The following is a 15,337-nucleotide window of genomic DNA, read 5'->3' on the forward strand; positions in this document are numbered from 1 at the left end:
CGAAACATTCGTGGGGATGCGCTTTCTGCGTCCCCGGCGCAAGCAGATTCTCTGGTCGATCGTCACGGTGATTTCGGTTTCCGGCGTCGCCCTCGGGGTCACGGTCCTGATCGTCGTCATCAGCGTGATGACCGGCTTCCAGGACTACATGCGTCAGAAGAGCCTCGAGGCGTATTCGCACATGGTCGTGCTCTCGTTTGCGGGACAGATCGAGAACTATCCGGATCTGCTTTCGCGCGTCGAGAAGTTTCCCGGCGTAATTGCGGCGAGCCCCTTCGTCTATTCCGAGGTCATGATGACGCGCCGGGACAACGTCGCGGGTGTCATCGTGCGCGGGGTCGACACGGCGAGTTTTTCGCGAGTGTCCAAGGTCGGCGAGGCGATGGACATCGGGCGGCTCGACGACCTGAACACGCTTCACGCGCCGACCACCGAGGATCAGACGGGCGGCGAAACCGCGCCGCTTCCGGCGGTCGTCATCGGATCGGAACTCGCGGCGACCCTGCAGGTGTTTCCCGGCGACGTTATTGGGCTCGTCACTCCGCTGGGCGAAGTGACGCCGATGGGCATGGTCCCAAAGATGAAACAGTTCGTCGTGACCGGCATCTTCACGCTCGGGCTGTTCGAGTTCGATTCGAAGTTCGTATTCATCAACAAGACCGACGCGCAGGCGTTTTTCGGCATCGGCGACCGCATCAGCGGCGTCGAGGTGATCGTGAACGACGTGATGAAGGCGCCCGAGATCGCGATGGCGATGAACGAGGACCTGGGCTGGCCGTTCAAGGTCAAGGACTGGACGCGGATGAACGAGAACCTCTTCGCCGCGATCAAGCTCGAAAAACTCGTCATGTTCGTCATCCTCTCGCTCATCATCTTCGTCGCGTCGATGAACATTTTTACGACGCTCTATTGGACGGTGATGGACAAGAAGCGCGCGATCGCCGTGATGCGCACCATGGGCGCGACGCAAAACTCCATCCTTCGCCTGTTTCTCGTGCAGGGGATGGTGATCGGCGCGATCGGGGCGGTATTCGGGCTCCTGTTGGGAACGGGGCTGTGCCTCGCGCAGATCAAGTTCCATCTCGTGCGGATCGACCCGAAGGTCTATCTGATCGAAACGCTGCCGATGAAGCTGGAGATGGCGAACTTCGTCATCGTGGCGGCGGCGGCGCTCGTCATGTCGCTCGCGGCGACGATCATCCCCGCGCGCACGGCGGCACGGGTGGACCCGGTGCAGGTGCTGCGCTATGAATGACGCGCTCGCGGCGCCGGTGGTGGAATGCCGGGGCCTGGAAAAGGTCTTCTCCAACACGACCACGCCGGTGGCGGTGCTGCGCGGGGTCGATCTGCGCGTCGAATCCGGCGACATGATGGCCGTGGTCGGCGTTTCGGGTGTGGGTAAGACGACGTTGCTCTATGTGATGGGTCTGCTGGAGCGGCCCAGCGCGGGGGAACTGCTTTTTGACGGCGCGCCGGTTTTCGGGCAAATGTCTGACGCCGAATTGTCGGCTTTTCGGAACCGGAAGATCGGGTTCGTGTTCCAATTCCACCACCTCATTCAGGAATTCACGGTGCTGGAGAACGTAATGATGCCGTGCGTGATCGCCGGAATGTCCGAGCGGGCGGGGCGCGATGCGGCCTTGGCGGCGCTCGCGCAGCTCGGCATCGATCATCGGGCGGACCACAAACCCGGCGAAGTTTCCGGCGGCGAGCAGCAGCGCGCGGCCGTGGCGCGGGCGCTTGTCATGCGGCCGAGGCTCGTGCTGGCTGATGAGCCAACGGGCAACCTCGACGAACGCACCGCGGCGGTGATGCACGACGAATTCGTCCGCCTGAACACGGAACTCGGCATCACCTTTGTCGTGGTGACGCACAACGAAGAACTCGCCCGGCGCATGACGAGCGTCGTCAGGCTGCACGACGGAAAGGCGGAGCATCTGAAGTGAACGCCCGCCGCGCCATCGCCGCGCTCGTTTTCGTGCTGGTCTGCGCGATCCCCGCCGTCGCGCTCGCCGAGACCGTGGTGCGCATCGACGTCGAGGGCGTGCGTCGCATCGAGGCCGACGCGGTGATCTCGAAGATGACATCCCGCGTGGGCGACGACTTCTCGCTCCAATCCGTCGATCAGGACATCAAGGCAATCTACGGGATGGGCTATTTCTACGACGTCTCGATCGACCGCACGGACGTGGAGGGCGGGGTCTCGCTCACCGTGACCGTCTCCGAAAAGCCCGCCGTGCAGGAGTACGTCTTCGTCGGCAACAAGCACATCGGCGAGGAAAAAATCAAGGAAAACACCGATCTGAAGCCGAACACGATCCTGTCCGACGCGAAGATCAAGGAAAACATCTACAAGATCGTCAAGATGTACGAGGACGACGGCTACTTCATGGTGGACATCACCTATCGCCTCGAAGAGCTGCCGAACAACCGGGTCAAGGTCGTCATCGAGATCAACGAGTTCAAAAAGGTCTACATCAAGCGCATCAACTTCCTGGGCAATCGGGCGTTCACCGACGAGGAACTCCGGAAGCACATGATGACGCGCGAGGGCGACCTGTGGTCGTTCATGGGGCAGGGCGGCATCTACAAGCCCGAGATCCTGCTCAACGACGTCAACATGCTGCGCGGCTGGTATCTGGACCACGGCTTTCTGGAGGTGCAGATCAGCGAGCCCGTGGTGTCGCTCTCAGCCGACCGGCGCAACATGTTCGTCGCGGTCACCGTCGAGGAAGGCCCGCAGTATTACGTCGGCAAGCTCGACATCGAGGGCGATCTGCTCTTCGAAAAAGAGTCGCTGATGAAGCTCGTGACCCTCAAAACCGGCGATCTGTTCCACCGGGGCAAGTTCGAGGAGAGCACGAACGCGCTTCGAGCGAAGTACACCGACATCGGCTTTGCGTTCGCCGAGGTCACGGCCGACACGCCGACGAATCCGCAGACGCGGATCATCGACATCACCTTCAAGGTGAACAAGGGCAAGCTGGCGTACTTCGAAAAGATCGTCATCACGGGCAACACCTCGACGCGCGACAAGGTCGTGCGCCGTGAATTGTCGATCAAGGAAGGCGACCTGTACTCGGGCCCGGGCATCCGCCGCAGCAAGGAGCGGCTGATGCGCCTCGGCTATTTCGACGAGGTCGCGATCTCCACCGAGCGCGGTAGCACCGACGAGTCCGTCAGTCTCCTCATTCGCGTGAAGGAGCGCATGCAGGGCAGCTTCATGGTCGGCGTCGGTTTCTCGTCGCTCGAAAGCTTCGTCGGCACGGCGACGATCAGCCACAACAACCTGTTCGGATACGGCACCAAGCTTTCGCTCAACGCCGAGGTCGGCAAATTCCGCAAGAACTTCCAGCTCAAACTGCGCGAGCCCTACCTGCTCGACTCGCGGTGGATCGGCACCCTCGGACTCGTCAACTCGGAACAGGACTACTTCCAGTTCGATCGTTTCGACAAGGCAATCAGCGCGGGATTCGGCTATCCGCTCTATTGGGACGTCGAGGCGCACGTCTCTTACGGTTATCGGTCGGTGGAGATCAAGAACGTCGAAAATCAGGCGGCGCTGTTCCTGACGCTTCAGGAAGGCCGCACGATCTCGACCTCGACCACCTATACGCTGTCGCGCGACACGGTGAATTCGCCCTTCGATCCCACCGACGGGTCGCGTGTGTCGGCGTCGGTGGAGTGGGCGAGCGAATATTTCGGCGGCGAACTCGAATTCATGAAATACGTCGGCCAGGCGCGGCGCTACTTCCCGATCTGGAAGGGCATCTCGATCATGGTCAACGGCGAGGGCGGCTACGGCTACGATCTCAACGAGGAACGGCTGCACATCACCGAGCGCTGGTTCCTCGGCGGACTCAACACCGTGCGCGGCTTCCCGCTGCGCAGCCTTGGGCCCGAGGATTCGTCCATCATCGCCACCGACCCGGGTGACCCGGCCTCGACGCTGACCGAGGTCTCCACGGTCATCGGCGGCAACAAGTACCTTCAGGGAAACATCGAGCTGTTGATTCCGATCGTGAAGGAACTCAATATCAAGGGCGTCCTGTTCTACGACGCCGGCAACGCCCTCGCGGAAGAAGAGTGGTTCGCCCTCGACGGCTTCCGCCAGAGCTGGGGCTTCGGTGTGCGCTGGATCAGCCCGATCGGGCCGTTGCGCTTCGAGTGGGGCTATCCGCTGCACCCGCGCGACGACGAGCGGACGCAGAACTTCGAATTCGGCATCGGGACGTTCTTCTAACGAAACGGTTGATGGGAGAGGATATGAAACGCGCGTATGTGGGACTTTTTGCGATGGCCTTCGCGCTCATCGCCGCGGCATCCGCCCAGGCGGAGGACGTCGCCTTCGTCAATCTCGACAAGGTGCTCGAGCTGACCGAGAAGGGCAAGGACATGCAGAAAAAGCTGTCCGCCATGAAGGACGAGCTCGAACTCGAAATCCGGCAGATCGAGATGAACCTGCAGAAGATGCAGGAGGAACTCGAGACGCAAAAGGACGTGCTCTCCGAGGACGCCAAAAAGACGAAGTTCGGCGAATTCCAGAAGGCGATGGGCGAGTACCAGAAGAAGGCCATGGAAGGCAACCAGAAGCTCGAGGGCTACCGGGTCAAACTCGTCCGCCAGTTCAAGGGCGATCTGGAAGCCGTCGCGTCGCAGGTCGGCAAAGCCAAGGGCTTCAAGATGGTCATCGTCAAGATCGAGGACCCCATGTTCTCGCTGCCGATCGTGATCTACGGCGACCCGAGCGTCGATGTGACCGACGCCGTGGTGAAGGCGCTGAACGAGCAGCCGGCCGCGAAATAACGCATCGGGCGGTTCCATGAAACGCGCGGAACGATGAGACTCGCGGACATCGCGCAGCTCGTCGGCGGCCGGCTCGTCGGGCCGGTCGATGTCGAGATCGTCGGTGTGGCGTCCGTTTTGGACGCCGGTCCCGACGAGATCGCGTACGCCATTGCGCCCGCGTGGATCGAACTCCTGCGCACGGGGAGGGCGGGGGCCGCGTTCCTTCCGTTCGACGCTCATGATTTCGGAAGACCCCACATCGTCGTCGCCGATCCCAAGTCCGCCGCTCTGCGTCTGGCCGCGCACTTCGCGCCGCAGCCAACCTTTGACCCGGGCGTCGCGCCGGGCGCCTCGGTGGACCCGTCGGCCACCGTGGACCCCACCGCGACGATCATGCCCGGCGCGTTTATCGGCACCGGAGCGCACATCGGCGCGGGCGCGGTGGTCATGCCGGGCGCGGTTGTGATGCACGAGGCCACGATCGGCGATGGTTCACGGCTGTACCCCGGAGTTTACGTGGGCGAGCGTTGCCGCGTCGGCCGCAACTGCACGCTCTGGCCGAACGCGGTCATCGGCGCGGACGGATTCGGCTACGCGATGAACGACGGACGTCACGAGAAGATCCCGCAACTGGGGATCGTGGTCCTCGGCGACGACGTGGACGTCGGCGCAGGTTCGTGCGTGGACCGGGCAACCGTCGGGCGAACGGTCATCGGCGAGGGCACGAAGATCGACAACCAGGTTCAGGTCGGCCACAATTGCCGTATCGGGAAACACTGCATTCTCGTGTCGCAAGTCGGGCTCGCGGGCTCCGTGAACGTCGGCGATTATTCGATTCTCGCCGCCCGCGCGGGCGTGGCGGATAACATCACGATCGGGTCCGGGGTCATCGTCGGGGCGGGGGCGGGTGTGGTGCGCGACCTGCCCGATGGCGCGCGCGTGGCGGGGATCCCCGCCGTGCCGCACCTCGAATGGAAACGCGGGATCGCAAACCTCAAGCATTTCAAGGATTTGCAGGATTCCGTCCGCGACCTTTCACGCCGACTGGACGCACTTGATCGTACAGGCACGCGCGGGATAAAAGGTGGCGCGCCGGAAGGTTCGGACGAACCGAGCCCGGGCCGCAAAGGCCGCTCATGACATCACCCCAGATTCACCCCACCGCGACGGTCGATCCCGCCGCCGTTCTCGGCGAAAGCGTGGTCGTCGGCCCGGGTGCGGTGATCGAGGACGAGACCGCGATCGGCGACGGCTGCCGGATCGGGTCCGGCGCGGTGGTCAAGCGCTGGACGCGCCTGGGCTGCCGGAACACGCTCAAGGAGTATGCGGTGCTGGGCGGTGATCCGCAGCACGCGGCGTATCGCGGCGAGCGCACCTTTCTCGAAATCGGCGACGACAACGTCATCGGCGAGTTCGTCACGTTGCACCGCGCGTATCGCGACGGCGAATCCACGCGCGTCGGCAACGGAAATTATTTCATGGCTTATTCCCACGTCGGGCACGACGCGCTCGTCGGCGACCATGTCGTGTTCACCAATTACGCGGCGGCGGCGGGGCACTGCGTCATCGAGGATCGCGCGATCCTGGCGGGCTACGTCGGTCTGCACCAGTTCGTGCGCGTCGGGACGATGTGCATGATCGGCGGCGACTCGAAGCTCAACAAGGACGCCGTGCCGTATATGACCTACCTGGGCGTGCCCGCCGGGCCGGTCGGCGTGAATCTCGTTGGACTTCGCCGTAACGGCATTCCCGAGGAGCGTCGCACGACCCTGCGCGAGGCGTTTAAGATCCTGTTCCGTCGCTCTCTGGCCGTGCCCGACGCAATTCGCGCATTGCGGGATGAACTGCCCGCCACGCCGGAGATTGAACATATCATTCGTTTTGTCGAGGAAAGCCCCCGCGGCATCGCCGTGTAGTCGGGGCGATACGAGGACCACATGCTGTCAGGACGCAAGATCCCCCCGGTGCGGGTCGGCGTGGTCGGTGTCGGCCACATGGGCCGCTATCACGTGGGGGCATATTCCGAGATCCCAAACGTTCAAATCGTCAGCGTTTGCGACGCGCATCCCGAACCGATCCGTGAACTGGCGGGCCAGTTCGGCATCGAGGTTCACGAGGACTACCGAGAGCTGTTCGGCAAGGTGGACGCCGTTTCGGTCGCCGTGCCGACGCACCTGCATTACCCGGTCGTGAAGGAATTTCTCGAAGCGGGCATTCACGTGCTCGTCGAGAAACCGATCGCGTCGTCGCTGGACGAAGCGCGCGATCTGTTCCGCATCGCCGCGGAGAAAGGAAAGCAGCTCCATATCGGCCACGTCGAGCGCTTCAACGCCGCCGTGCTGGAGTTGCGCAATATCGTCGATGAACCGTATCTGATCGAGAGCCGCCGCATCGGCCCGTTCAACGGGCGCATCACCGACGCCGGGGTGGTGCTCGACCTGCTCATCCACGATCTCGATATCGTCATCAACCTCGTGGGCAAGCCCATCTCCGACATGCAGGTGCTGGGGCGATGCATCGTGTCCGACCACGAGGACCTCGTCACCGTCCAGATTCGATTCGAAGGCGGTTGCGTCGCGCACTTTCTGGCGAGCCGCGTCACCGAGCACAAGAGCCGTACGCTCGCGATCACGCAAAAGGGCGCGTACGTGCTGCTCGACTATACCGACCAGGAGATCGACATCCACCGGCAGGCGTCGAGCAGCTACCGTTTGACGTCGAGCGAGCTCAAGTACCGGCAGGAAAGCTTTATCGAGAGGATTTTCGTGCACAAGCAGAATCCCCTGAAGCTCGAACTCCTGCACTTTTTGGAATGCGCGTTGGGGCTTCGCGAACGCATGACGACGATCGACGGAGAGCTCTCCAGCCTGATCGCCGCGACGAGGGTGCTCGAAGAACTGCGCCGGTTGAAGGCGATCTGACGGCGCGAACGACAGAGGCGTGGACATGACGCTCGGGGTGATCGCGGGACGCGGGGCTTTCCCCGCGCACGCAATCCGCAACGCCAAGGCGGCGGGGCGGCGCGTAGCCGTTTCGCTCATCCGCGAGGCGCGCGCCTCTGTGCCGCGGGGCATTGCCGACGCCGTCGAAACCCACTCGCTGGGCCGGGCCGGCGACACGATCGCATTCTTTCGCCGCGAACACGTCTCCGAAATCCTCGTCATCGGCAAGGTCGACAAGTCGCTGAACTTCGCCGATCTCGACTTCGACGAGGTGGCGCTCGCGATGTTGTCGCGCCTCGCGGGTCGCGCCGACATGCAGATCGCGCGCGTGGTGATCGACGAGATCGAACAACGCGGATTCCGCGTCTGCGCGCAGACCGAGTGGCTGGGCGATCTGCTGGTGGGGGAGGGAAACCTCGTCGGCGAGCCGACCGCCGAGGAATTCGCCGACGTGGAGAAGGGACTGCGCCTCGCGCGCGCCGTAGCCGGTTTCGACATCGGCCAAACCGTGGTGCTGCGCGCGGGGGCGGTGATCGCGGTCGAGGCGTTCGAGCACACCGACGCGACCATTCGCCGCGCGGGGCGACTCGCCGGGCCGGGTGCGGTGATCGTGAAGGTGGCGCGGCCCGATCAGGATTTTCGGTTCGACGTGCCGGCGGTCGGCCCCGCGACGCTGCGCGCCATGCGCGCCGCCGGGGCGCGGGTCCTCGCGGTGGAGGCCGGCCGGACGCTCGTGATGCATCGGGATCGTTTTTTTGCGGACGCGCGCGGCTTGGGCCTATGCGTGGTCGGCGTGCGCGCGCCCGATTTCATGGGAGGGGGCGATGCCAATCGTATTGCGTAGTGCTTGGATATTCGCGGTGGGATTCTCGGTATTGATCGCCGCGGGCGCTTGGGCCGACGAAGAATCGACGGGGAATGCGGCGGAATCGGACGGATCGGAGGAGTCGGATAAGGAGGAAAAGAAAGACGGTGAGGACGATGAAGCGTTGAAGAAGCGGGTCGAGGAACTGGAAAACAAGCTGCGCGCGATGGAGGAAAAGGAATACTGGACCGAGCAGCGTATCCGAGCCCTCGATTGGGACGACAACCGCGACTACGTGCGCAACGAGCGCGGTTGGGCGGTGACGTGGCACGGCGAGATGCGTACCCGCGCGATCGTCGATGCGAACACGCAGAACGCCTACACCAACCCGGCGGGCGAGGTGGTCTACGCGTACGATCCCAAGACGACGTTCAAGAACGATTACGGCTGGTGGGATTCGCGTCTGCTGACGTGGGGGCTTATCAACTTCGGCGACACGGCCGACCTGGGCTTCAAACTCCAGCTCGGCGACTGGGCGTGGGGTACGCAGTCCCCGGCCTTCGGCGGCGACGGCAACGGCAAATTCGACGACGCGCGCCTGTTCATCCGCGAATTTTGGGTGCGTTGGGAGATGGACCCGATCCCGCTGACGATGCAGTTCGGGCGGATGCCGTGGGTCCTCGGCAACCGCATGATTCAGGGCAACGAACAGGACGGCGCAAGCATCTGGTATCCTCACCGATATTTCGAGATCGGCGCCGGAGGTTTCCGCTCGTACGAAGGCGAAAACGTCGAGATGGAGATGAAGAACAACGACGACGAGGACGGCTTTGTCGTCTGGGCGAACGTCATGCCCTCGAAGGCGCACAAGCTTTCTCTGTTCGGGGAACAGGTCCTGTTCGAGCTGTCCGTGGTGGACGGGCAGATCAACCCGAACAGCCCGCTCTTCAAATTGCCGAACTTCCAACACCCCGACAACAACGCGGAACAGGGTTCGGACCTGAGCACGGTCGGCGCGAATTACGTGTACGACGCGGGCGGTGCGTGGCGGGTGAATCTCGAATACGACCACCAGTGGGGCGAGATCAAGGCGAACGCGAAGACGCCGGGCGCGGTGCCCACCGAGTTCCGCGGTTTCGCCGGGTTCGGCAAACTCGATTACCGCTTCCCGCGAAAAAACATTCTATCGCTCGCGGCGGGATACGGCTCGGGAGACGACCCCGCGACGCAGCAGTACGAGGGATTCTTCGCGCCGAACAACGACTTCGGCATCCGCGACGAGACGGAGAACGAGAACATCGAGAAGGGGTACTTTCACGTTTACGAATACCTCTCGCCGGGCGCGGGGGTGCCGGGGGCGCTCTTTCAGAATCTCGGCTCGGGCGGTATCGAGAACACGACCTTCGCCCACCTGATGTGGGACACGCGCGCCCAGACGAACCACCACTACTTCGTCGGCGTCGGCTACATCCAGGCGTCGGAGCCCAACCCGATCACCGATGACGCCATGATCGGCGTCGAGGTGGACATGCGCGTGGACTATTACTTCTCGAACAACATGGTCGGCGCGTTCTACGGCGGCCACCTGTTCATGCTGGGAGACTACTTCCGACCCGACGCCCACGACGCGGCGACGTTCCGCTTCGAGTGGCGGCTCGTCTGGTGACCAACGCATGACGGCGTGGGAGAGCGTGCTTCAGTTCGATCGCGACCTCTTCCTCGCCATCAACGGCATCGACCACCCCGTCTGGAACGCCGTCTTCGGTTGGGGCACGTGGCTGGGCGACGGCCTCGTGCTCACACTGATCCTGTTCATTCTTACGCGGACGTTCGATCGGCGGCGCTTTCCGAAAAACTTCGCGCTCATCGGCCTCGGCATGGCGCTCGCGGGCCTCGTGAACGGCGCGATCAAGGACGCGGTCGACCGCCCGCGCCCGCTCGCCGACGCCGCGTTCGCGCCCGATTCCATCGGTGTTCCGCGATTGCCGGAGACATTCGGCTTGCCGATCCGCGATCACGAGTTTTTGGCGCAAACGCACGACGTCCGACGCCTCAAGGTCATCGGTCCGCCGCTGCGACGGGAGTCGTTCGGCTCCGGTCACACGACGGCGGCGTTCGCATTCGCGGCGGGGATGATTTACGCCGGTCGGCGGCGTGCCCGCTGGTTGTGGCTCATGTTCGGCGCGTTCGTCGGCGCGTCGCGCATGGTGTGCGGCGTGCACTACCCGCTCGACGTGCTCGCGGGGGCAGTCGTCGGGGTCGTGTCGTCGGTTGCGTTTCTGCGCACGTTCGAGATGTTTCACGGTCTGGCATCCGTGCCGAGGCCATGGCCAAGGCGCGACGGACCCGAAGACTTGAATGTGATGATGGTCGTGGGCGAGGCGAGCGCCGACGTGTACGGCGCGCGGATTCTCGAACGGCTACGCGAGCGTGTGCGCTCCGTCGAGGCGTGGGGCGTGGGCGGCGAGCGACTGCGTGCGGCGGGATTTCGCGCCGTTGCCGACGCCCACGAACTTTCCATCGTGGGTTTCACGGCGGTCGCGACGTCGATCGTCACGATCGTGCGCATCTATACACGTCTCATGAGCGCGATGCGCGCGCGTCGGCCCGACGTGCTCGTGTGCATCGACCTTCCCGATTTCAACCTCATGCTCGCGACGCAGGCCCGCGCGCTCGGCGTGCCCGTCGTGTTCGTCATCAGCCCGCAGTTCTGGGCGTGGCGTCGCGGGCGCATTCCGAAGATCGCCGGGCGCATCAGCCGCATGATCGTCGCGTTTCCGTTCGAAAAACCGTTCTACGAAGAGGTCGGAACGCCGGTTTCGTATCACGGCCATCCGATTCTGGAGGAGCTCGCGCGGCGATTCGAATCGCGCGACGCGGCCATGACGCATTTCGGTCTCGACCCCACGAAGCGAACGCTGGTCGTCGCACCGGGATCGCGCCGAAACGAGTTCAAGTATCTGCTCGCGGAGATGTTCGGCGCGGCGAAACGCGTCAGCGACACGCTGGCGGGATGGCAGGTTGCCGTTCCGCTCGCGCCCAAGGCCGACGAAGCGGACTTTCGCGCCGAGGCCGATCGCATCGGCCTGCCCATCATCCTCACGCGAGGCGACAACTTCGACCTGTTTTCGATCGCCGATTTCGGCCTCATCTGCTCGGGCACCGCGACGCTGGAAGCGGCGCTCGCGGGACTCGCGCACGTCGTCGTCTATCGCGGCCATCCGCTCAACATGCTGCTGGCGAGGAGACTGGTGAAGATCGACCGGATCGGTCTGCCGAACATCATTTTGGGCGGAGATTCACCAACTTTCCCCGAGCTCATCCAGCAGGATGCGACGGCGGATCGACTCGCCGAAAGGGCGCTCGGGATCTTGCGGTCGCCGAACGACTATGAAAGACTCCGCGCCGCCTGCGCCGAGGTCCGCGCGAAGCTGACCGGCGGCGACGTGAGCGGAGCGATCGCGGACGACATTCTGTCCGTTTTGGCCGAGGGCAATGCTGCGGAACCTGTGGAATCGGTATTATGAAAAAAACCGCGAGGAGGTCGACGACTTTCGGCGGCTCTCGCGGTACTTCTGGCCGTTCCGCTACCATGTCGCCGGCTCCATGGCGTGCGCGCTGTTCGTCTCCGGCGTCAACGGAGCGACGGCCTATCTGATCCAACCGGTCATGGACCGGGTTTTCACGGACAAGGACTACAGCATCCTCGTCGTGATGTGCTGGGTCGTCATGATCCTGTACATCGCCAAGAGCCTGTTCCGGTTTTTGCAGAACTATCTGATTCGCGCGTCGGGCGAGCGCGTGGTGCGCGACGTTCGCTCCCAGCTCTACCGGCACTTCCAGTACCTCGACGTGGCCTACTACAGCGACACCAACGTCGGCGTGATGATGAGCCGTATCACGAACGACGTGAACATGATCCAGCGGGCGGTGGCGCACCTCGTTTCGCTCTTTCGCGAACCGCTCTCGATCATCTCGCTTGTCTTTGTCGCGTTTTACATGTTCTGGCAGGGCGCGCTTGTCGTTTTCGTCCTGTTTCCGCTCGTCGTCTGGCCGATCGCCGCGTTCGGCAAGCGCACGCGCAAGTGGGTGCGCCGCGGGCAGGAACGCATGGGCGAGATGAACTCGATCCTCAAGGAAAATTTCAGCGGCGTGCGGGTCATCAAGGCGTTCGGCATGGAGGAGTACGAGATCCGGCGCTTCGAGCGCGAGAACGAGCGCGTGCTGACCGCGAACATGAAGACGATGATCTTCGACGAGGCGTCGAACCCGACCATCGAGGCGCTCGGCGCGTTCGGCGCGGCGGGGGTGTTGTTCGTGGGCGGATACCTCGTCATTCACGGGTCGATGTCCGTCGGCGAGTTGATGTCGTTTCTCGCTTCCCTCGGCCTCGCTTACGAGCCGCTGAAAAAAATCAACAAGATGTACCTGAACTTCCAGGCGGCCCTGGCCGCCGCCGCGCGCGTCTTCGAGGTCATCGACCGCACGCCCACCATCGTCGACCGCCCCGGAGCCGTGGAGATCGACGACGTGCGCGAAGGTGTGCGCTTCGAGGGCGTGCGGTTCCGATATCGTGAGGAAGGCCCCGACGTCCTGTGCGGCATCGACCTCGACGTGCCGGTCGGCCAGATGATCGCGCTCGTCGGTTCGTCGGGATCGGGCAAGACCACCTTCGTCAACCTGCTGCCGCGATTCTGGGAGCCGACGGGCGGGCGGATCGTGATCGACGGGCGCGACATCGCGGACGTGACGCTGGTATCGCTGCGAAAGCAGATCGGCATGGTCACGCAGGAGACGTTCCTGTTCGCCGATTCGGTGAAAGCGAATATCGCTTACGGGCATGAGGACCTCGACATGGACCGCGTGATTGACGCGGCGAAAGCCGCGTTTGCGCACGATTTCATCACGCAGGCGCCGCAGGGGTATGACTCGCCGATCGGCGAACTCGGCGTCAAGCTCTCGGGCGGCCAGCGGCAGCGTCTCGCCATCGCCCGCGCGATCTACAAAAACGCACCCGTCCTGATTCTCGACGAGGCGACCAGCTCGCTCGACACCGAAAGCGAACGCGAGGTGCAGGCGGCGCTCGAGCGTCTGCTCGTGGGGCGCACCTCCTTCGTCATCGCGCACCGGCTTTCGACCATCCAGCGCGCCGACCGGATCCTCGTTCTATCCAGCGGACGCATCGTCGAGGACGGCCGACATCAGGATCTGCTCACGGCGGGCGGCGAATACGCGCGCCTTTATCACCTGCAATTCGAAGATCGATCCGGAAACGGCGAATGACGCGGCCGGGGCGCACACTCGCGCTCACCCTCGGCGCGCTCACCATCGTTCGCCTCGCGCTCATCGGACGTACCGATCTGATTCCCGACGAGGCGTACTACGCGATCTGGGCCGACCGGCTCGCGGCCGGGTACTGGGACCAACCGGGCGGCATCGCGTGGTGGAACGCGCTCGTCATGGAGTTGCTGGGGCGCGGGGCGACATCGCTGCGCATCGGCGCGGTGGTGCTGTCGGTCGTCACGTCGGTCTTCGTTTATGACCTCGGCCGCGTCACGCTCGGCGATGCAAAACGCGCGATGCTCGGCGTCCTCCTGCTGCAGGCGTTGCCGCTGACCTCGATCGGTGCGGTGTTGATCATGCACGATACGATGCTCGCCGCGGCATCGGCGGCGGTGATGGCGTGTTTCGCGCGAGCCGTCCTGCACGACGAGCCCCGGTGGTGGTACGTCGCTGCGGTCTGCGCGACGATTGCGCTCTACGCGAAATTTTCGGCGGTCATCCTCGCTCCGGCCGTGCTGATCGCGGCGATCGCGTGCGGTCGCACCGCCCACGTGCTGCGTCGCCCGCATGCGTATCTCGCCGCTCTGGGGGTTGCGATTCTCTTCGTCCCGGCGCTCGCGTGGAACGCGCAACACGACTGGGTCGCGTACCTCGCGGTGACCAAGCTGTCGACCAACGCCGCGTTCACGCTCGCCGATCGTGTCGCGTCGCTCGGGGATTTTCTCGCGTCGCAGGTCGCCCTTGTCACGCCGATCGTGTTCGGATGGACCGCCTACGCCATCTGGCTCGCGCTGCGCGGAAACGACCCGGGGCGGCGTTTTCTTGCGGGCTTCGCGGCGACGCTCTTCGGGTATTTCGTCTTGCAGTCCCTTCGCGCGAAGGTGCAGGGCAACTGGGCCGCGCTCGCGTACCTGCCCGGCGCGCTGCTGGCGGCCGACGCGATGATCGATCTGTGGGAGCGCGCGCGCCCGAGAAAATGGGCTGTCGCGGCGGTCGCCCTCGCCGCGGTCACGACCATTCTCATCCACGTTCACGCCCTCACGCCGTTTCTGCCGATTCCGCCGAGCGCTGACATCACGGCGCAGTCGCGCGGATGGAAGGACCTTGCGACGCGCGTCGAGGCGGATGCGCGCTCCGGTGCGGCACGCACCGCTGTTCTCGCACGGCGTTATCAGGTCGCCTCGGAGCTGCGTTTCTACCTGCCCGCGGACATCGACGTCTATTGCGCCTCCTACGCGAGTCGCGGCACGCAGTTCGACATCTGGCAGAGTTTCGACGAGCTCATCGGGCGCGACGTCATCTACGTGGACTATCAGGGCCGCGCGGCGAAACTCTTCCTCCACTTCGACGGCGCCGAGGATTTGCCCGCGCAAGTGATGGGCTCTGCCGATCGCAAGCTCAACCTCTGGCGACTTCGTTCGTTTGACGTCGAGGGTCCATTGCGCGGATATTTCGCGCGGCCCTTCGCGGACGCCGTGGAGCGGCTGCGTCGTCGCATCGACGAGGGGAAGGGATAAGA

The 15,337-nt window shown here is 63.9% G+C and carries 12 protein-coding genes; all 12 read left to right on the top strand.

Features of this window, described 5'->3' with window-relative positions; all coding sequences use genetic code 11:
• Nucleotides 1–10 precede the first annotated feature (10 nt).
• From IT350_01935 to IT350_01990, 12 genes are read left to right on the top strand one after another with little or no spacing between them, the layout of a single operon-like run.
• The gene (locus IT350_01935; GenBank protein MCC6156783.1) at nucleotides 11–1,255 is read left to right on the top strand and encodes a lipoprotein-releasing ABC transporter permease subunit; all 1,245 of its coding nucleotides are present in this window, start codon (nucleotides 11–13) and stop codon (nucleotides 1,253–1,255) included.
• Nucleotides 1,248–1,946 carry an ABC transporter ATP-binding protein gene (locus tag IT350_01940; protein ID MCC6156784.1) on the top strand — a complete coding sequence of 233 codons (699 nt, stop codon included), beginning with the start codon at nucleotides 1,248–1,250 and terminating at the stop codon, nucleotides 1,944–1,946. Before IT350_01935 ends, IT350_01940 begins: the two co-directional genes overlap by 8 nt.
• Nucleotides 1,943–4,243: an outer membrane protein assembly factor BamA gene (bamA, locus tag IT350_01945; protein ID MCC6156785.1), complete on the top strand. Its 2,301-nt coding sequence runs from the start codon at nucleotides 1,943–1,945 to the stop codon at nucleotides 4,241–4,243. The genes IT350_01940 and bamA overlap by 4 nt, the downstream gene beginning before the upstream one ends.
• 23 nt (nucleotides 4,244–4,266) lie before the next feature.
• Nucleotides 4,267–4,806, top strand: a complete 540-nt coding sequence (locus tag IT350_01950; GenBank protein MCC6156786.1) for an OmpH family outer membrane protein — start codon at nucleotides 4,267–4,269, stop codon at nucleotides 4,804–4,806.
• Between the two features lie 33 nt (nucleotides 4,807–4,839).
• Nucleotides 4,840–5,928, top strand: coding sequence for a UDP-3-O-(3-hydroxymyristoyl)glucosamine N-acyltransferase (lpxD, locus tag IT350_01955; protein MCC6156787.1), 1,089 nt, complete (start codon nucleotides 4,840–4,842; stop codon nucleotides 5,926–5,928).
• On the top strand, nucleotides 5,925–6,704 hold the full coding sequence (gene lpxA / locus IT350_01960; protein ID MCC6156788.1) for an acyl-ACP--UDP-N-acetylglucosamine O-acyltransferase: 780 nt from the start codon (nucleotides 5,925–5,927) through the stop codon (nucleotides 6,702–6,704). Before lpxD ends, lpxA begins: the two co-directional genes overlap by 4 nt.
• Before the next feature lie 39 nt (nucleotides 6,705–6,743).
• Entirely contained in the window at nucleotides 6,744–7,709 is a 966-nt protein-coding gene (locus IT350_01965) for a Gfo/Idh/MocA family oxidoreductase (protein MCC6156789.1), read from the top strand.
• A 25-nt stretch (nucleotides 7,710–7,734) separates the two neighbouring features.
• Entirely contained in the window at nucleotides 7,735–8,574 is an 840-nt protein-coding gene (gene lpxI, locus IT350_01970; protein MCC6156790.1) for a UDP-2,3-diacylglucosamine diphosphatase LpxI, read from the top strand.
• Entirely contained in the window at nucleotides 8,555–10,201 is a 1,647-nt protein-coding gene (locus IT350_01975; protein MCC6156791.1) for a hypothetical protein, read from the top strand. Before lpxI ends, IT350_01975 begins: the two co-directional genes overlap by 20 nt.
• Before the next feature lie 7 nt (nucleotides 10,202–10,208).
• Complete coding sequence (gene lpxB / locus IT350_01980; protein MCC6156792.1) at nucleotides 10,209–12,062, top strand: lipid-A-disaccharide synthase; 1,854 nt, start codon at nucleotides 10,209–10,211, stop codon at nucleotides 12,060–12,062.
• On the top strand, nucleotides 12,031–13,818 hold the full coding sequence (locus tag IT350_01985) for an ABC transporter ATP-binding protein (protein MCC6156793.1): 1,788 nt from the start codon (nucleotides 12,031–12,033) through the stop codon (nucleotides 13,816–13,818). Before lpxB ends, IT350_01985 begins: the two co-directional genes overlap by 32 nt.
• Nucleotides 13,815–15,335: a glycosyltransferase family 39 protein gene (locus IT350_01990; protein MCC6156794.1), complete on the top strand. Its 1,521-nt coding sequence runs from the start codon at nucleotides 13,815–13,817 to the stop codon at nucleotides 15,333–15,335. Before IT350_01985 ends, IT350_01990 begins: the two co-directional genes overlap by 4 nt.
• Nucleotides 15,336–15,337 lie beyond the last annotated feature (2 nt).

Source organism: Deltaproteobacteria bacterium (assembly GCA_020845895.1).
Taxonomy (GTDB): Bacteria; Lernaellota; Lernaellaia; order JACKCT01; family JACKCT01; genus JADLEX01.

Excerpts from the sequence above, each read along its gene's own strand:
- IT350_01940 (MCC6156784.1), top strand. The coding sequence starts at position 1,248 with ATGAATGACGCGCTCGCGGCGCCGGTGGTGGAATGCCGGGGCCTGGAA.
- IT350_01950 (MCC6156786.1), top strand. The coding sequence starts at position 4,267 with ATGAAACGCGCGTATGTGGGACTTTTTGCGATGGCCTTCGCGCTCATC.
- lpxD (MCC6156787.1), top strand. The coding sequence starts at position 4,840 with ATGAGACTCGCGGACATCGCGCAGCTCGTCGGCGGCCGGCTCGTCGGG.
- lpxA (MCC6156788.1), top strand. The coding sequence starts at position 5,925 with ATGACATCACCCCAGATTCACCCCACCGCGACGGTCGATCCCGCCGCC.
- lpxI (MCC6156790.1), top strand. The coding sequence starts at position 7,735 with ATGACGCTCGGGGTGATCGCGGGACGCGGGGCTTTCCCCGCGCACGCA.
- IT350_01975 (MCC6156791.1), top strand. The coding sequence starts at position 8,555 with ATGCCAATCGTATTGCGTAGTGCTTGGATATTCGCGGTGGGATTCTCG.
- lpxB (MCC6156792.1), top strand. The coding sequence starts at position 10,209 with ATGACGGCGTGGGAGAGCGTGCTTCAGTTCGATCGCGACCTCTTCCTC.
- IT350_01985 (MCC6156793.1), top strand. The coding sequence starts at position 12,031 with ATGCTGCGGAACCTGTGGAATCGGTATTATGAAAAAAACCGCGAGGAG.
- IT350_01990 (MCC6156794.1), top strand. The coding sequence starts at position 13,815 with ATGACGCGGCCGGGGCGCACACTCGCGCTCACCCTCGGCGCGCTCACC.